16 protein-coding genes are annotated in these 14,090 nt (G+C 64.1%); 9 read left to right on the top strand and 7 right to left on the bottom strand.

Going from position 1 to position 14,090, the window contains the following annotated elements:
- Positions 1–9 precede the first annotated feature (9 nt).
- The 4 genes from coaE to ATE59_RS00430 are packed head-to-tail and all read right to left on the bottom strand — an operon-like array spanning position 10 to position 2,865.
- Positions 10–633: a dephospho-CoA kinase gene (gene coaE / locus ATE59_RS00445; RefSeq protein ID WP_058810830.1), complete on the bottom strand. Its 624-nt coding sequence runs from the start codon at positions 631–633 to the stop codon at positions 10–12.
- Positions 630–1,454 (bottom strand): shikimate dehydrogenase, encoded by an 825-nt coding sequence (aroE, locus tag ATE59_RS00440; RefSeq protein ID WP_058811258.1) that lies wholly within the window; start codon positions 1,452–1,454, stop codon positions 630–632. The genes coaE and aroE overlap by 4 nt, the downstream gene beginning before the upstream one ends.
- Positions 1,451–2,050, bottom strand: a complete 600-nt coding sequence (locus tag ATE59_RS00435; protein ID WP_082657242.1) for a Maf family protein — start codon at positions 2,048–2,050, stop codon at positions 1,451–1,453. The genes aroE and ATE59_RS00435 overlap by 4 nt, the downstream gene beginning before the upstream one ends.
- Complete coding sequence (locus ATE59_RS00430) at positions 2,047–2,865, bottom strand: pyruvate, water dikinase regulatory protein (RefSeq protein ID WP_058810829.1); 819 nt, start codon at positions 2,863–2,865, stop codon at positions 2,047–2,049. The genes ATE59_RS00435 and ATE59_RS00430 overlap by 4 nt, the downstream gene beginning before the upstream one ends.
- Before the next feature lie 336 nt (positions 2,866–3,201).
- Here ATE59_RS00430 and hemE point away from each other — a divergent pair, with 336 nt between their 5' ends.
- The 6 genes from hemE to ATE59_RS00400 all read left to right on the top strand — a co-directional run bounded on the left by hemE (position 3,202) and on the right by ATE59_RS00400 (position 7,620).
- Complete coding sequence (gene hemE / locus ATE59_RS00425) at positions 3,202–4,230, top strand: uroporphyrinogen decarboxylase (RefSeq protein WP_231737134.1); 1,029 nt, start codon at positions 3,202–3,204, stop codon at positions 4,228–4,230.
- Positions 4,231–4,234: 4 nt separating this feature from the next.
- Complete coding sequence (locus ATE59_RS00420; RefSeq protein ID WP_003042130.1) at positions 4,235–4,687, top strand: CopD family protein; 453 nt, start codon at positions 4,235–4,237, stop codon at positions 4,685–4,687.
- A 192-nt stretch (positions 4,688–4,879) separates the two neighbouring features.
- On the top strand, positions 4,880–6,136 hold the full coding sequence (gene rho / locus ATE59_RS00415; protein WP_003042126.1) for a transcription termination factor Rho: 1,257 nt from the start codon (positions 4,880–4,882) through the stop codon (positions 6,134–6,136).
- A 12-nt stretch (positions 6,137–6,148) separates the two neighbouring features.
- The gene (locus ATE59_RS00410; protein WP_231737133.1) at positions 6,149–6,436 is read left to right on the top strand and encodes an antibiotic biosynthesis monooxygenase family protein; all 288 of its coding nucleotides are present in this window, start codon (positions 6,149–6,151) and stop codon (positions 6,434–6,436) included.
- An 8-nt stretch (positions 6,437–6,444) separates the two neighbouring features.
- The gene (locus tag ATE59_RS00405; RefSeq protein WP_058811256.1) at positions 6,445–7,155 is read left to right on the top strand and encodes a TerC family protein; all 711 of its coding nucleotides are present in this window, start codon (positions 6,445–6,447) and stop codon (positions 7,153–7,155) included.
- Between the two features lie 63 nt (positions 7,156–7,218).
- A complete protein-coding gene (locus ATE59_RS00400; RefSeq protein ID WP_058810826.1) occupies positions 7,219–7,620 on the top strand; it encodes a DUF1489 family protein in 402 nt (133 codons plus the stop codon).
- Here the strand turns inward: ATE59_RS00400 and ATE59_RS00395 are convergent.
- The 3 genes from ATE59_RS00395 to ATE59_RS00385 are packed head-to-tail and all read right to left on the bottom strand — an operon-like array spanning position 7,617 to position 10,336.
- Positions 7,617–9,215 (bottom strand): FMN-binding glutamate synthase family protein, encoded by a 1,599-nt coding sequence (locus ATE59_RS00395; protein ID WP_058810825.1) that lies wholly within the window; start codon positions 9,213–9,215, stop codon positions 7,617–7,619. The genes ATE59_RS00400 and ATE59_RS00395 overlap by 4 nt on opposite strands.
- 15 nt (positions 9,216–9,230) lie before the next feature.
- On the bottom strand, positions 9,231–9,641 hold the full coding sequence (locus ATE59_RS00390) for a nuclear transport factor 2 family protein (protein WP_058810824.1): 411 nt from the start codon (positions 9,639–9,641) through the stop codon (positions 9,231–9,233).
- Entirely contained in the window at positions 9,638–10,336 is a 699-nt protein-coding gene (locus tag ATE59_RS00385; RefSeq protein ID WP_058810823.1) for a dienelactone hydrolase family protein, read from the bottom strand. The genes ATE59_RS00390 and ATE59_RS00385 overlap by 4 nt, the downstream gene beginning before the upstream one ends.
- Positions 10,337–10,429: 93 nt before the next feature.
- Between ATE59_RS00385 and ATE59_RS00380 the strand changes: the two genes are divergently transcribed.
- The 3 genes from ATE59_RS00380 to mnmG all read left to right on the top strand — a co-directional run bounded on the left by ATE59_RS00380 (position 10,430) and on the right by mnmG (position 14,012).
- Positions 10,430–10,726, top strand: a complete 297-nt coding sequence (locus tag ATE59_RS00380; RefSeq protein WP_058810822.1) for a DUF6489 family protein — start codon at positions 10,430–10,432, stop codon at positions 10,724–10,726.
- An 8-nt stretch (positions 10,727–10,734) separates the two neighbouring features.
- On the top strand, positions 10,735–12,054 hold the full coding sequence (gene mnmE, locus ATE59_RS00375) for a tRNA uridine-5-carboxymethylaminomethyl(34) synthesis GTPase MnmE (protein ID WP_082657241.1): 1,320 nt from the start codon (positions 10,735–10,737) through the stop codon (positions 12,052–12,054).
- An 86-nt stretch (positions 12,055–12,140) separates the two neighbouring features.
- On the top strand, positions 12,141–14,012 hold the full coding sequence (gene mnmG / locus ATE59_RS00370; RefSeq protein WP_058810820.1) for a tRNA uridine-5-carboxymethylaminomethyl(34) synthesis enzyme MnmG: 1,872 nt from the start codon (positions 12,141–12,143) through the stop codon (positions 14,010–14,012).
- Positions 14,013–14,090 lie beyond the last annotated feature (78 nt).

Raw genomic sequence — 14,090 nt, 5'->3', positions numbered from 1 at the left:
ATCTGGACCCTATTGCGCATGGAAACAAGAGGCGATCCGCCGAATCTGACGATGCGTCTCGCTTTTCGGGCGGCCGGTTTCGATCAGAAAATCGGCGCGCGCACGCTTGACGCGATCGGGAACCTGCAAGCCCCGGATCGCTTTGAACTTGGCGTTGGTCATGCCGGGCCGGCGCAGCACGCGTTTGCGCTGGATCCACATCGGTGCGGTGACGACGGCGACCGCGCCGACGCGGTGCCAGCCCCCCTTTTCGAACAGCAGCGGAATGTCGAGCACAACGACATCGCGCGCGCGGTGACGGGCAAGGAATTTCTTTTGCGCCCGACCGACCGCGGGGTGGACGATCGCTTCGAGCGCGGCAAGCTCGTGCCGATTCCCCAGAACGCGGCGCCCGAGTTCTTGGCGATCGACGCCGCGCGGTCCGGTCGTGCCGGGAAAGCGCGCCTCGATCGCGGCGACCAAGGCACCGCCCGGACCTTGCAGCCGGTGAACTTCGGCATCGGCATCGAACACAGGCACCCCTTCTCGTTCGAACATCGTCGCCGCGGTCGATTTCCCCATGCCAATCGAACCCGTCAGGCCGAGGATGAATGGCCGGCGAAGCCGCGATCCGGGGCGCTTGTAGTGCGTCATGCGGTCAAGATCGCGCGCAATTCCTCGTCGCGTCCCTCGGGCGGGGGCGCGCCGAAAAACAGCTCGAATGCCAGGGCCGCCTGACCGATCAGCATGTCGAGCCCATCGACGATGTCCAGCCCGCGCGCGTCCGCAGCGCGGAGCAGCCCTGTCATCAGCGGTGCGTAAACAAGATCGTATACGATCGCATCGTCGGGCAACGGCGACAGGTCGAGGTCGAGCGGCGGCTGCCCCGTCATGCCAAGACTGCTCGAATTCACGAGCAGCGCAGCGGGCGGAAGCGGGACATCGAGCGCGACGACATCGCCCTTGAGCCCGAAGGTGGCAAGCAGGCCCATCGCTTTCAGCGGGGAACGGTTGAGGATGGTGACATGCCCGACCTTCGCGCGCGCGAGCGCGAAAAGCACCGCCCGCGCTGCGCCCCCCGCGCCGATCAGCACAACCGGCGCGCCTTCGAGATCGAGTTCGGCGAGCGGGGCATAGAAGCCCGCAGCATCGGTGTTGGTCCCGATCAGCGCCCCGTCTCGCTGCCGCACGATCGTATTCATCGCGCCGATCGTGCCGCGAATGTCGCCCGGATCATCGACCAGATCCATCACCGCGATCTTGTGCGGAATGGTGACATTGCATCCGCGCCAGGCGGGATCGGTCCGGCGCTCGGCGATATAGGCCGCCAGATCGTCGGGCTTCACATGCGCGCGCCGATACGCGCCCTTCATGCCCAGCGCATCGAGCCAGAAGCCATGGATCAGCGGCGATTTCGACTGGGCGATCGGATCGCCGATCACCTCGGCATAAGGGGCGGAATCGGCAGCGCTCATTGCGGCGCCAGCCCGGTCGCGCGCAGCCATGCCATCAACGGCAGCATCGGCATGCCGATGATCGTCCAGGGATCGCCTTCGACCCGATCGAACAATTGCACGCCCGCCCCCTCGATTTCGTAACAGCCAACGGTCCAGCGGATGCTGTCCCAATGCTGCGCCACATAGTCGGCGATGAAGGCGTCCGACAAGGGCCGCATCCACAGCCGCGCCTCGCCGATCGCGCGCCACACCGGCACGCCATCGCGCGCCGCAACGACCGCGCTGAACAATTTGTGCCGCGTCCCCGCCATGCGGCGCAGATGATCGGCCGCCTCATCGGGGTTCTCTGGCTTGGCGAGCATGGTTCCGTCGGCAAGCGCGAGCGTCGAATCGGCACCGATTACGGTCACGCCGGGCAGCCGAGAAGAAATCTTGATCGTCTTGGCCTCCGCCAGCGCGTCGGCAATGTTGCGCGCCGTCTGCCCGGCGGCCGCCAGTCCGGCCGTCAACGCCTCTTCATCGACATGCGCCGAGGTCGCTTCGAACGCGATTCCGGCCGCGCGCAGCATCGCGGCGCGGCCGCTGCTCTGCGATGCGAGGACGATCTGCGTCATGCCGGTCGACCCCCGCGGTCCTCGACCAGCTTGATGACGGCAGCCGCCGTTTCCTCGATCGATCGGCGCGTCACATCGATCACCGGCCAGTCATTGTCGGCGAACATGCGGCGGGCATAGGCGATTTCGGCTTTCACGCGTTCATCGTCCACATAGGCGGTTTCGGGCGCCTGATTGAGCGAGAGCAGACGGTTGCGCCGAACCTGGACAAGGCGGTCGAGGCTGGTCGTCAGCCCGACGACGAGCGGACGCTTCAGATGATAGAGCGCCTCGGGCGGTGGCGATTCGGGAACGATCGGAATATTGGCCGTCTTGTATCCCCGATTCGCCAGATAGATGCTCGTCGGCGTCTTGGAGGTTCGCGATACGCCAGCGAGCAGGATGTCGGCCTGTTCCCAATTTTCCCAGCCGATCCCGTCATCATGCGCGACGGTGAACTGGATCGCCTCGACCCGCGCGAAATAGGCGGCATCGAGCGCATGTTGACGACCCGGCCGCGCCTTGGCCTCCTGTCCCAACATGCGCGACAAGGCATCGGTTACCGCGTCGAGCGCGGGAACCAGCGGCAGGCCCTGAACTTCGGCGCGGCGCTCGAGGCTGGCGCGCAATTCGCCGTTGACGAGCGTGAAAAGGATCATGCCGGGGCTCGCCTGAACCTCCGCCATGATCCGGTCGAGATGCGATTCCGACCGCACCATCGGCCAGAAATGGCGCACGACTTCGACATCGTCGAACTGTGCGATCGCGGCCTTGGCGATATTTTCGAGCGTTTCGCCGGTGGAATCGGATATGAGGTGAAGGTGGAGGCGGTCCATCGCCTCTCTTGCCGCCTTGCGATCCGAAAAGGCAAGCCGTGAAGCGAATTTCGGGGGTTGTGGATAAGTTTGCGGACAAGCTGCGGGATGAAATCGGCAGGGCGATTCCATCCCCGGCCGCGCCGATTCTGCCCTACCGCTTATCCACAAGGGACGAGTCTTATCCACAGACTGTGAATAGCGGGGATGACGGCCCACGACTCTGTGGGGTTTGGCGGGCCAGCTGGAGTCAAGCTGTTGGCAAAAAGGGCGGCTGCGCCTAAAGCGCGCTTATCCGCCCGCCAACAATCCACCACAATCATTTATATATAGATTATGAAGAGAAAGAGGGGCCGCGTGAAGGCGTCATCGAAGAGCTTGCTGGCAACGCTGCGTGGGGCGCGGCAGGAACGGCCCGCCCTGTGGCTGATGCGTCAGGCCGGTCGCTATCTTCCCGAATATCGTGCGTTGCGGGCGACCAAGGGCGGCTTTCTGGAGCTATGCTATGATCCCGAAGCCGCGGCCGAAGTAACATTGCAGCCGATCCGCCGCTTCGGCTTCGACGGCGCCATTCTCTTTTCGGACATTCTGGTTGTGCCGCACGCGCTGGGCCAGCGGCTGTGGTTCGAGACGGGCGAGGGGCCGCGGCTTGCCCCGCCGCTCGTCGATAGCGCCCTGGCGTCGCTCGAGGCGGCACCCGAGCGGCTCGATCCAATCTACGCGACCGTCGCGCGCGTGGCGGCCGCCTTGCCGCCCCAGACGACCTTTCTCGGCTTCGCCGGCAGTCCCTGGACCGTCGCCACCTATATGGTCGCCGGACAGGGATCGAAGGATCAAGCAGCCGCCCGGCGCATGGCGCTTTCCGACCCGGCGGCATTCGGGGCGATCCTTGACGCGATCATCGATCTCAGCGTGACCTATTTGTCGGGGCAGATCGAGCAGGGGGTCGAGGCGGTCCAGTTGTTCGACAGCTGGGCGGGGAGCCTGTCGCCAACCGAGTTCGAACGGTGGGTGATCGCGCCCAATGCCGAAATCGTCCGCCGGCTGAAGGCGCTGCACCCCGACACGCCGATCATCGGTTTCCCGAAGGGCGCGGGCGGCAAGCTGGCGGCTTATGCCCAGGGGGTCGGCGCCGATGCGATCGGTCTTGACGAAACGGTCGATCCCGCTTGGGCCAATGATATTCTTCCCGGTCATCTACCGGTGCAGGGCAATCTTGATCCGCTTGCGCTGGTCGCCGGCGGCCCGGCTCTTGACGCTGCGATCGATCGCATCCTTGCAGCTTTCCCCGAACGGCCCCATATCTTCAATCTCGGCCATGGTATCGTGCCCGACACGCCCATAGCCCATGTCGAACATCTGATCAGGCGCGTGCGAGGCGGGTAGCGGGATGGCAGACTGGACTGGATTTCTGGGGGTCACGATGTTGTGGGTGAAAGCGGCGCATGTGATTTTCGTCATCTTCCTGATGGCGGGGCTGTTCATGATGCCGCGCTTTTTCGTCTATCATCACCAATGTGCGGTGGGATCGGACGAGGACAGGAAATGGATCGAGCGCGAAGATCGCCTGCGCAAGATCATCCTCAATCCCTCGCTCGTCATCGTCTGGATCCTGGGTCTGATGCTCGCCTTCAATGGCGGCTATTGGTCGCAGGGCTGGTTTCACGCCAAGCTCCTGCTTGTCCTGCTGCTGTCGGGCTATCACGGCTGGACAATCGGCTATTTCAAGAAGCTGAAGCGCGGCGAACGACCGCTGTCCGAAAAGCGCCTGCGGATGCTCAACGAGGTGCCGGGCGTGGCCGCGGCGATCATCGTCATTCTGGCGGTCGTCCGGCCCTTTTGACCGGTCGTCTCGGCGACAGCCGATTGACTTGACGAAATCGGCGGCTTAGGGGCCGATCAACCCGGCTTTCCGTCGGCGGCGCGATCTTGGCGCCGAAGCTATCGTGAACGGTCGTCCCCCGGCCGGATAGGCACCGCCTGGTGCACCGTATCGAACGAATTTTCCTATATTTCTGTTACCTGGAATCCATCCATGCATCTTAAAGAACTCAAGACAAAATCGCCCGCGCAGCTCGTCGAAATGGCTGAAGAGCTGGGCGTCGAGGGCGCCTCGACGCTGCGCAAGCAGGATCTGATGTTCTCGATCCTCAAGGAACTCGCCGAAGAGGGCGAGGAAATCATCGGATCGGGAACGATCGAGGTTCTGCCCGACAGCTTCGGTTTTCTGCGCAGTCCCGAAGCCAATTATCTTGCCGGTCCCGATGACATCTATGTGTCGCCCAATCAGGTCCGCAAATATGGTCTGCGCACCGGCGACACCGTCGAGGGCGAGATTCGCGCGCCGAAGGACGGCGAACGCTATTTCGCGCTGACCAAGCTGATCAGCGTCAATTTCGACAATCCCGAGGTCGTGCGCCACCGCGTCAATTTCGACAATCTGACGCCGCTCTATCCGAACCAGAAGCTCAAGCTCGATACGATCGATCCGACCGTCAAGGACAAGTCGGCGCGCGTGATCGATCTCGTCAGTCCGCAGGGCAAGGGCCAGCGCGCGCTGATCGTCGCGCCGCCGCGCACCGGTAAGACGGTGCTGCTGCAAAATATCGCCAAGGCGATCACCGACAATCACCCCGAGGTCTATCTGATCGTCCTGCTGATCGACGAGCGGCCCGAGGAAGTCACCGACATGCAGCGCAGCGTCAATGGCGAGGTCGTCTCCTCGACCTTCGACGAGCCCGCGACGCGCCACGTCCAGGTCGCCGAAATGGTGATCGAAAAGGCGAAGCGGTTGGTCGAGCACAAAAAGGATGTCGTCATCCTGCTCGACTCGATCACCCGCCTCGGCCGCGCGTACAACACCGTAGTGCCGAGCTCGGGCAAGGTGCTGACCGGCGGTGTCGATGCGAACGCGCTTCAGCGTCCCAAGCGCTTCTTCGGTGCCGCGCGCAATATCGAGGAAGGCGGATCGCTGTCGATCATCGCGACCGCGCTGATCGATACCGGCAGCCGCATGGACGAAGTGATCTTCGAAGAATTCAAGGGCACGGGTAACAGCGAAATCGTCCTCGACCGCAAGGTCGCCGACAAGCGCATTTTCCCCTCGCTCGACGTCGGCAAGTCGGGCACCCGCAAGGAAGAACTGCTCGTCGAGAAGGACAAGCTCAGCAAGATGTGGGTGCTGCGGCGCATCCTCATGCAAATGGGCACGGTCGATGCGATGGAATTCCTGCTCGACAAGATCAAGGATTCCAAGACCAACGAAGATTTCTTCGACAGCATGAACCAGTAAGCCGCGATGGCCATGATCGAGCATGCCTTGCTGCCGGTCCGGCCTGGAAAGGAAGTGGAATTCGAAGCGGCCGTCGCCAAAGCGCGGCCGCTGATCGAAGCCTCGCCCGGCTTCCTTTCGCTGACAATTCGTCGGCCATTGGGAACCGGGCAGCCCTATCTGTTGTTGGCAGAATGGCGGACGGTCGCGGATCATCGCGATGGTTTTCGTCGATCCGACCGCTATGAACGGTGGCGGGCGCTGTTGCATCGCTTTTACGACCCCGTGCCGGGGGTCAGCTATTTCGGAGACGCCGTGTGATTTTGGAAATGTTGACGCAGGCGGCGGCCGCTGCCGGGCCCGGTGGGTTCGGCGAAATCTGGTCGCACATCGTCGCCGATTTTTCGAACATCACCGAACCCGCCGCGCTCGCTGCCTTCGTGCAGGTGCTGATGATCGACATCGTGCTGGCCGGCGACAATGCCATCGTCGTCGGCGCGCTCGCCGCTGGGCTGCCCGCCGATCAGCGCAAGAAGGTGATCCTGATCGGCGTTCTGGCGGCGCTCGTCCTGCGCATCGCCTTCGCACTTGTCGTCACGCAGTTGATGCAGATTGTAGGTCTGATCTTCGTCGGCGGTCTGCTGCTGATCTGGGTCGCCTGGAAGATGTGGCGCGAACTGCGCGAAGGCGCGCATTCGGCCGGATCGCCGGAGATCGAGGGCGACGAACATTCGGGGCTGAAGCCTGCGAAAAGCTTTGCCGCCGCCGCCTGGGCGGTCGCGATCGCGGATGTCAGCATGAGCCTCGACAATGTGCTTGCGGTTGCCGGTGCGGCGCGCGAGCATCCGGGCATCCTGATCGTCGGACTGATCTTCGCGGTCGCACTGATGGGCGTCGCGGCGAATATCATCGCCAAATATATCGAACGCTATCGCTGGATCGCTTATGTCGGTCTTGCCGTCATCCTCTATGTCGCGGTCAAGATGATCCATGAAGGCTGGATCGACCCCGCGGTCGGGCTGGGAACGCTGTTCAGCTGAGCAAAGGCCGGTCTCGTGAGAGGCCGGCTTTTCTTTTAGCGGCGGAATCCCCATTTGGCGGATATGGCAAAGCTCCATCTCACCCGGGTTGCTGTGGGTTGTCCCGACTATCCGTCGCTGGAGGCGCGGATTGCCGCACGTGCGGAGCAGGGCGAAGTGCGGTTCACGACGCGGTTCAAGCCGAAACGTGCCGACGACCTGATCGGCGGCAGATTGCATTTCATCATTCGCCATATGATCGTCGGGCGCGTCGAAATCCTGGCCTTTGACGATCGGGATGACGGGCGGGTCGATATCGTCTGTGCGGCCCGGCTCGAACCCGTTCATCCACAGCCCAAGCGTGCGCACCAAGGCTGGCGTTATCTGAGCGAGGCCGATGCGCCCAAAGCTGCCGATAGCGCGAGCGGAATTGGCGATCTGCCGCCCGAACTCTATCGCGAATTGGCGGCGATCAGCCTGATCTAGCGCTCGCCGGGCGTGCCTTCGATGGCGGCGCGAAAGCTGTCGGCACGCGCCATCGCCCAATAGCGCGCGCTGGCGACCGATTGCGGATCATCGAGCAGAATAGAGCGCGGGTAGAAGCTGTAGATGCGGTCGATCGAATCCGAGCGCGCCGAATTCAGCCGCTCGTGCAGATGGTGCGGCCTTATCTGCCACGGATCGTCGAGTCCCATTGCGCAGCTGATATCCCACAGCGCCGACACGGTGGACGCCTGGAACCGGCGGACACGTTCGGCCTTGTCCTCGACGACCAGACCGCGCTGGCGCCCGGCGTCCTGTGTTGCCACGCCGGTCGGACATTCGTCGGTATGGCATTTGAGCGACTGGACGCAGCCGAGACTGAACATGAAGGCGCGCGCCGCGTTCGACCAGTCGGCGCCGAGCGCGCAATTGACCGCGAGCCCGGCGCCCGAATGCACCTTGCCCGAGGCAGCGAGACGGATTTCTTCCTTGAGTCCGCAACCGACAAGCGCGTTGCGGACGAAGATCAAGCCTTCGCGAAGCGGCATGCCGACGCGGTTCGAAAATTCGACCGGAGCGGCGCCGGTGCCGCCTTCGGCGCCGTCGACGACGATATAGTCGAGGCGGATTCCCGTCTCGATCATGGCCTTCATGACGGCATAGATTTCGTGCGGCTGGCCCACGCAAAGCTTGATCCCGACCGGCTTTCCGCCGGACAGATCGCGCAGTTTCGCCGCCCATTCGACCATTTCGATCGGCGTCGAGAAGGCGGAATGCGCAGCCGGCGATACGCAATCCTTGCCTTCGGGAACGCCGCGCGTCGCAGCGATCTCGGCGCTCACCTTCGGGCCGGGGAGGACGCCGCCATGGCCCGGCTTCGCGCCCTGGCTGAGCTTGATTTCGATCATCTTGACCTGATCATGTTGCGCGGCATCGCGAAAGCGATCGGGGTCGAAACGACCCTCATCGTCGCGGCAACCGAAATAGCCGCTGCCCAATTCCCAAACGATGTCGCCGCCGTGGACACGGTGATAAGGGCTGAAGCCGCCTTCGCCGGTATCGTGGTAGAAATCGCCTGCCTTGGCGCCAAGATTGAGCGCCTCGATCGCCTTGGCGCCGAGCGACCCGAAGCTCATGGCCGAAATATTGAGGAGGGCCGCATCATAGGGCCGCGCGCATTGCGCGGTTCCGACGCGGACCCGCCGCGTCCGATCATGCGCCTCTGCGGGCGCGATACTATGGCTCATCCATTCATATTCGTCCGAATAGACATCGAGTTCGGTCCCGAAGGGATGGCTGTCGAGTTGCCCCTTGGCGCGGGCATAGACGAGATCGCGTTCGTTGCGCGCGAAGGGGCGGCCGTCGAGCGGGCTTTCGACGACATAAGCGTAAAGAAAGGGCCGCAACGCTTCGAACAACCAGCGGATGCGCGCGATCAGTGGATAGTTCCGGCGCAGCGAATGATGCGACTGCATGACGTCGTAGAGCGCCACGAGCAGCAACGGCGTCCAGATCAGCAAGCTCCAGCGCGCGGGCGCCCACCATAGCGCCAGCGCAATCGCAGCGATCAGGACGGGAAAGACGATCCAGCGGCGCATGACAGGGAAACGCGGTCAGCCCGCCTGCGCTGCAAGCATCGCCGCCATCTTCTCCCAAACCTTGTTGATCGCCTTGAGCGGGCGAACCATCACCTTGAATTCCTGTATCTTTCCATCATCGTTCCAGCGGATGATGTCGACGCCGTTGATGTGAATACCTTCGAGCTCGGTCGCAAATTCGAGGCAAGCCTGGTTGCCGTCGGCGATTTCGCGCAGATAGCGGAAATTGTCGCCGCCGAGCACATGGCTCGCCGCGTGCAGATAGGCGAATACCTTGTCGCGGCCCTCTTGCGGTGAGTGAACGACGGGCGAATGAAACACCGCATCGTCGGCCAGCATCGCGCGCAATGTTTCCGGCTCGCCGCCCGCCGCCATATAGGCGTGCCAAGCGGCTAGTCCGGGATGGACGCCGGACCCGGCGCTCATGCAAGAGCCTCGGCGAAGAAGTCGCGCGTGCGGCTATCGGCAAGCTGCGCGCCATCGTCGTTGCGGCGATTGCCCATCGTTGCTGCGAAGCCATGGTCGAGGCCGGGATAATCGTGGAGCGTGACTTTGGGATTGGGATCGAGCGCTTCGTGGATCTTTGCCTGCGCGGCATGATCGACGAAATGATCCTCGGTCGGAATGTGGAGCATCAGTGGCTTGGCAATCGCATGCGCCTCATTCAGCATCGTGTCGATCATGACGCCATAATAGCCGACCGAAGCGTCGATATCGGTTCGCGTCGCCGCCATATAGGCCAGCCGTCCGCCAAGGCAGAAGCCGACGCAGCCGACCTTGGTCGCGCCCTGGCTACGCAGCCACCGGATCGCGGCCTCGATATCCTGGACACCCAGATCGGCATCATATTGCCCGAAATAGCCAAGCGCTTCCTGAAATTCGGATTCGATATCGGGGCTGAGTTCGACACCGGGCGCGAACCGCCAGAAAATATCGGGCGCAATCGCCAGATAGCCGAGCGCCGCCCAGTCGTCGGCCTTTTTGCGGATGCCTTCGTTCACGCCGAAAATCTCCGGAATCACGATGATCGCGCGCGTCGTGTCGGCATCGGGCCGCGCGACATAGGCGGGAATCCGGCCTTCGCCGTCGAGTGCGGCGATTTCGCTGTTGGTTGGCGACATGAGGGGGCTCTCCTGACTCTTGCTTATTGGCTGTGAAAGCGCGAAGCTAGCCGCCGACAGGGCGACGCTCAAGCGCGGAAAGGGCGGAAAACAATGAAGTTCAATATCGAGGTCGATTGCACGCCCGAAGAGGCGCGGCGCTTGTTCGGACTTCCCGACCTCGAGCCGCTGCACGACATCTACCTCAGCCGCGTCAAGGAACTGATGGCGAAGGGGATCACGCCCGACATGGTCCAGTCGATGGTCAAGAGCTGGGTCCCGATGGGCGAGAGCGGATTGAACCTGGTGCAATCGCTGCTCGGTCAGTTCGGTGGCGGGCTGATGGGGGCAGCGCCGAAGCCCGCGGCCAAGGATGACGATGACAAGCCGGCGCGGGGAAGCAAGCGCTGATCAACACGCTGGCAAGCGAAACAATTTTTGCCCTGTCGAGCGGGATGCCGCCGGCGGCGATCGCGGTCGTGCGGGTCAGCGGCGCACACGCCGCCGATGCCGTGCGGGCGTTAGCGGGGCGCCTGCCGCCGCCGCGTCATGCATCGCTTGCCGATCTGACGGATGCAACGGGCGCGCCGCTCGATCGGGCGCTCATCCTCTGGTTTCCGGGACCGAATACGGCGACGGGCGAAGATCTGGCCGAGTTTCATCTGCATGGCGGCCGTGCAGTCGTCGCAGCGGTCGAAGCAGCGCTGGCAACGCTTCCGGGGCTGCGCCGCGCCGAGGCGGGCGAATTCACCCGGCGCGCTTTTCTGAATGGCCGGATCGATCTGGCCGAGGCCGAGGGGCTTGCCGATTTGCTTGCGGCCGAAACCGAAAGCCAGCGGGTGCAGGCGCTCGGGCTAGCAAGCGGCCATATATCGCGCGCGGTGGCGGGATGGCAGGAGCGTTTGCTGGCGTTGATGGCGGCGGCGGAGGCCGAACTGAACTTTGCCGACGAGGATGACGTCGACGTTTACGAAGGCGCTGCTGCGCGGTTGGTCGCGGGGATGGCGGCGCTGGCGGCGGAGTTGGGCGAGTGGCTGGCGCGACCGGCGGCCGAAGTGATCGCAGAAGGGCTGTCGGTGGTGATCGCCGGGCCGCCGAACGCAGGAAAATCCACGCTTATCAACGCATTGGCGCAGCGCGAGTTGGCGATCGTATCGCCCGTCGCGGGGACGACGCGCGACATCATCGAAACCCCGCTGGCGCTCGATGGTATTGCGATGCGCTTTTCAGACACCGCGGGATTGCGCGGCGAAGGTGCCGATGTTGTCGAAGCGATCGGTATCGACCGCGCGCGCGCCGCGGTGGAGGCCGCTGACATCGTCCTGTGGCTCGGCCCGCCGCGTGACGCCCCCGACCATCCCCGCTGCATCCTGATTGCGGCGCAGGCCGACCGCTGGCGCGGCGATGCCGCCGCCGAAGCCGATGCTGCGCGCTGCGATCTGATCCTGTCGGCGGCGACGGGTGAAGGGATGGAAGCGCTGCACGGCATGATCGTCGACATGGCGCGAACGCTGTTGCCCCGCGAAGGCGAAGCGGCGCTGCGCCAGCGTCAGCGCGCTGCACTTGCCGAAGCGCAGCAATGGCTTGCGATCGACCCGACGTCGCGCGAGGCCGGCGACCTGATCCTTATTGCCGAACGCCTGCGTCTGGCCGCGGGCGCGCTCGACCGGATCACCGGGCGCGCCGGCGTCGAGGATATGCTCGATGCGTTGTTCGGACGCTTCTGCATCGGCAAATGATGTTCCACGTGGAACATGTTCATGCCGCCCCATGCGCGCGGGCGCCGTAGACCGACCCCGCCGAATCGGCTAAGGGCGCGGCAATCATGGACAGCAGCAAGATTTTCGACGTGATCGTTGTCGGCGGAGGGCACGCCGGAACCGAGGCCGCGGGTGCCGCGGCGCGGCTCGGCGCGCACGTTGCGCTCGTCAGTTTCGACCCGGCGCTGATCGGCACGATGTCGTGCAACCCGGCGATCGGTGGCCTCGGCAAGGGCCATCTGATGCGCGAAGTCGATGCACTCGACGGCTGGATGGCGCGCGCCGCCGATGCCGCCGCGATTCACTATCGGATGCTCAACGCGTCAAAGGGCGCTGCGGTGCAAGGCCCGCGCATTCAAGCCGACCGCAAACTCTATCGTGACGCGATCCAGGCGTTGCTTGCAGCGGAGGAGAGGATTCTTGTCGTAGCGGGCGAAGCCGCTGCGCTGGTGCTGGGTGACAATGGCGCGCGCGTCGAAGGTATCGAACTGGGCGACGGGACGCGTCTCGTTGCCCCAGCGGTCGTGCTCGCGACGGGCACCTTCCTCGGCGGGCGCCTGTTTCGGGGTGAGGAGCGCATGACCGGCGGGCGGCTCGGCGAATCCGGCGCACACCGGCTCGCCGAGCAATTGCGTGCTGCGGCTTTGCCGATGGCGCGGCTCAAGACCGGAACCCCGCCGCGGCTCGACGGGCGCTCGATCGATTGGGCGCGGCTCGAGGAACAACGGTCGGACAGCGCCGAAGGCGCGCGCTGGACCTGTTCCACGTGGAACAGCGAGCGGACAGTGCCGCAGATTTTCTGCGCAATCACGCGCACCAACACCGAATCGCATCGCATCATCGCCGACAATCTCGACCGCTCGCCGCTTTTCACCGGCGCGATCGGGGCGGCAGGGCCGCGTTACTGCCCGTCGATCGAGGACAAGATTCACCGCTTCGCCGACCGCGACGGGCATCAGGTATTTCTAGAACCCGAGGGGCTCGATTCGCCGCTCGTCTACCCGAACGGCATTTCGACCTCGCTGCCCGCCGATGTCCAGCTCGCGATGCTGCGCACAATGGAGGGTCTGGAACGCGTCGAGATGACGGTGCCCGGCTATGCGGTCGAATATGACCATATCGATCCGCGCGCGCTCGACCGCAGTCTGCAGGTGCGTGCAATCGCCGGCCTGTGGTGCGCGGGTCAGATCAACGGTACCACCGGATATGAGGAAGCGGCGGCACAGGGACTGGTTGCGGGGGCGAATGCCGCGCTTGCGGTACAGGGCCGCGAGCCGATGATTCTCGACCGCTCCGAATCCTATATCGGGGTGATGGTCGACGATCTGGTGTTGCAGGGCGTCACCGAACCCTATCGCATGCTCACCGCGCGCGCCGAATATCGCCTTCGGCTGCGCGCCGACAATGCCGCGACGCGGTTGACGCCGAAGGGAATCGCATTGGGGCTGGTGCGGCCCGCGACGGCAGCGCAGTTCGAAGCGCGCATGGCGGAGCGCGCCAAAGCGGTAGAGCTGCTGTCGGCACCGGTGTCGAGCGCCGATTATGCCGCCATGGGCTTGGCGTTGCCTGGCGACGGCGCACCGCGGACGCGAATCGATCTGTTGCGCTTTTCGGGTGTGGCGATCGGCGACTTAGTGGCGCTCGCGCCCGAGCTGGCTGACATCGACCCGGCATTGCTCGCCGAACTTGCCGAGGATGCGCACTATGCGCCCTATATTGCACGGCAAGAAGCTGAACTGCGCGCGCTCGCGGCGAATGAGGCTGTTCTGCTCGACGCTACGATCGACTATGCCGCGATCGGCGGCCTGTCGCGCGAAATGGTCGAGCGCCTGACCAAGGCGAGGCCCGAAACGCTCGGCCAGGCGGGACGCATCGATGGTGTGACCCCTGCGGCGCTGACCGCGATCATGGTGCATAGCCGACGACGGGCGGCGTGAGGTGGGTGTGGCCGACATTTCTATCGAATAAGCTGCTATTGCCGCAAAGCGGGCAAGCCGAAGAGACTCCATTGCCAC

This window comes from Sphingopyxis sp. A083, assembly GCF_001468495.1.
Classification (GTDB): Bacteria; Pseudomonadota; Alphaproteobacteria; order Sphingomonadales; family Sphingomonadaceae; genus Sphingopyxis; species Sphingopyxis terrae.
This window is presented reverse-complemented; position numbering and strand designations above follow the sequence as displayed.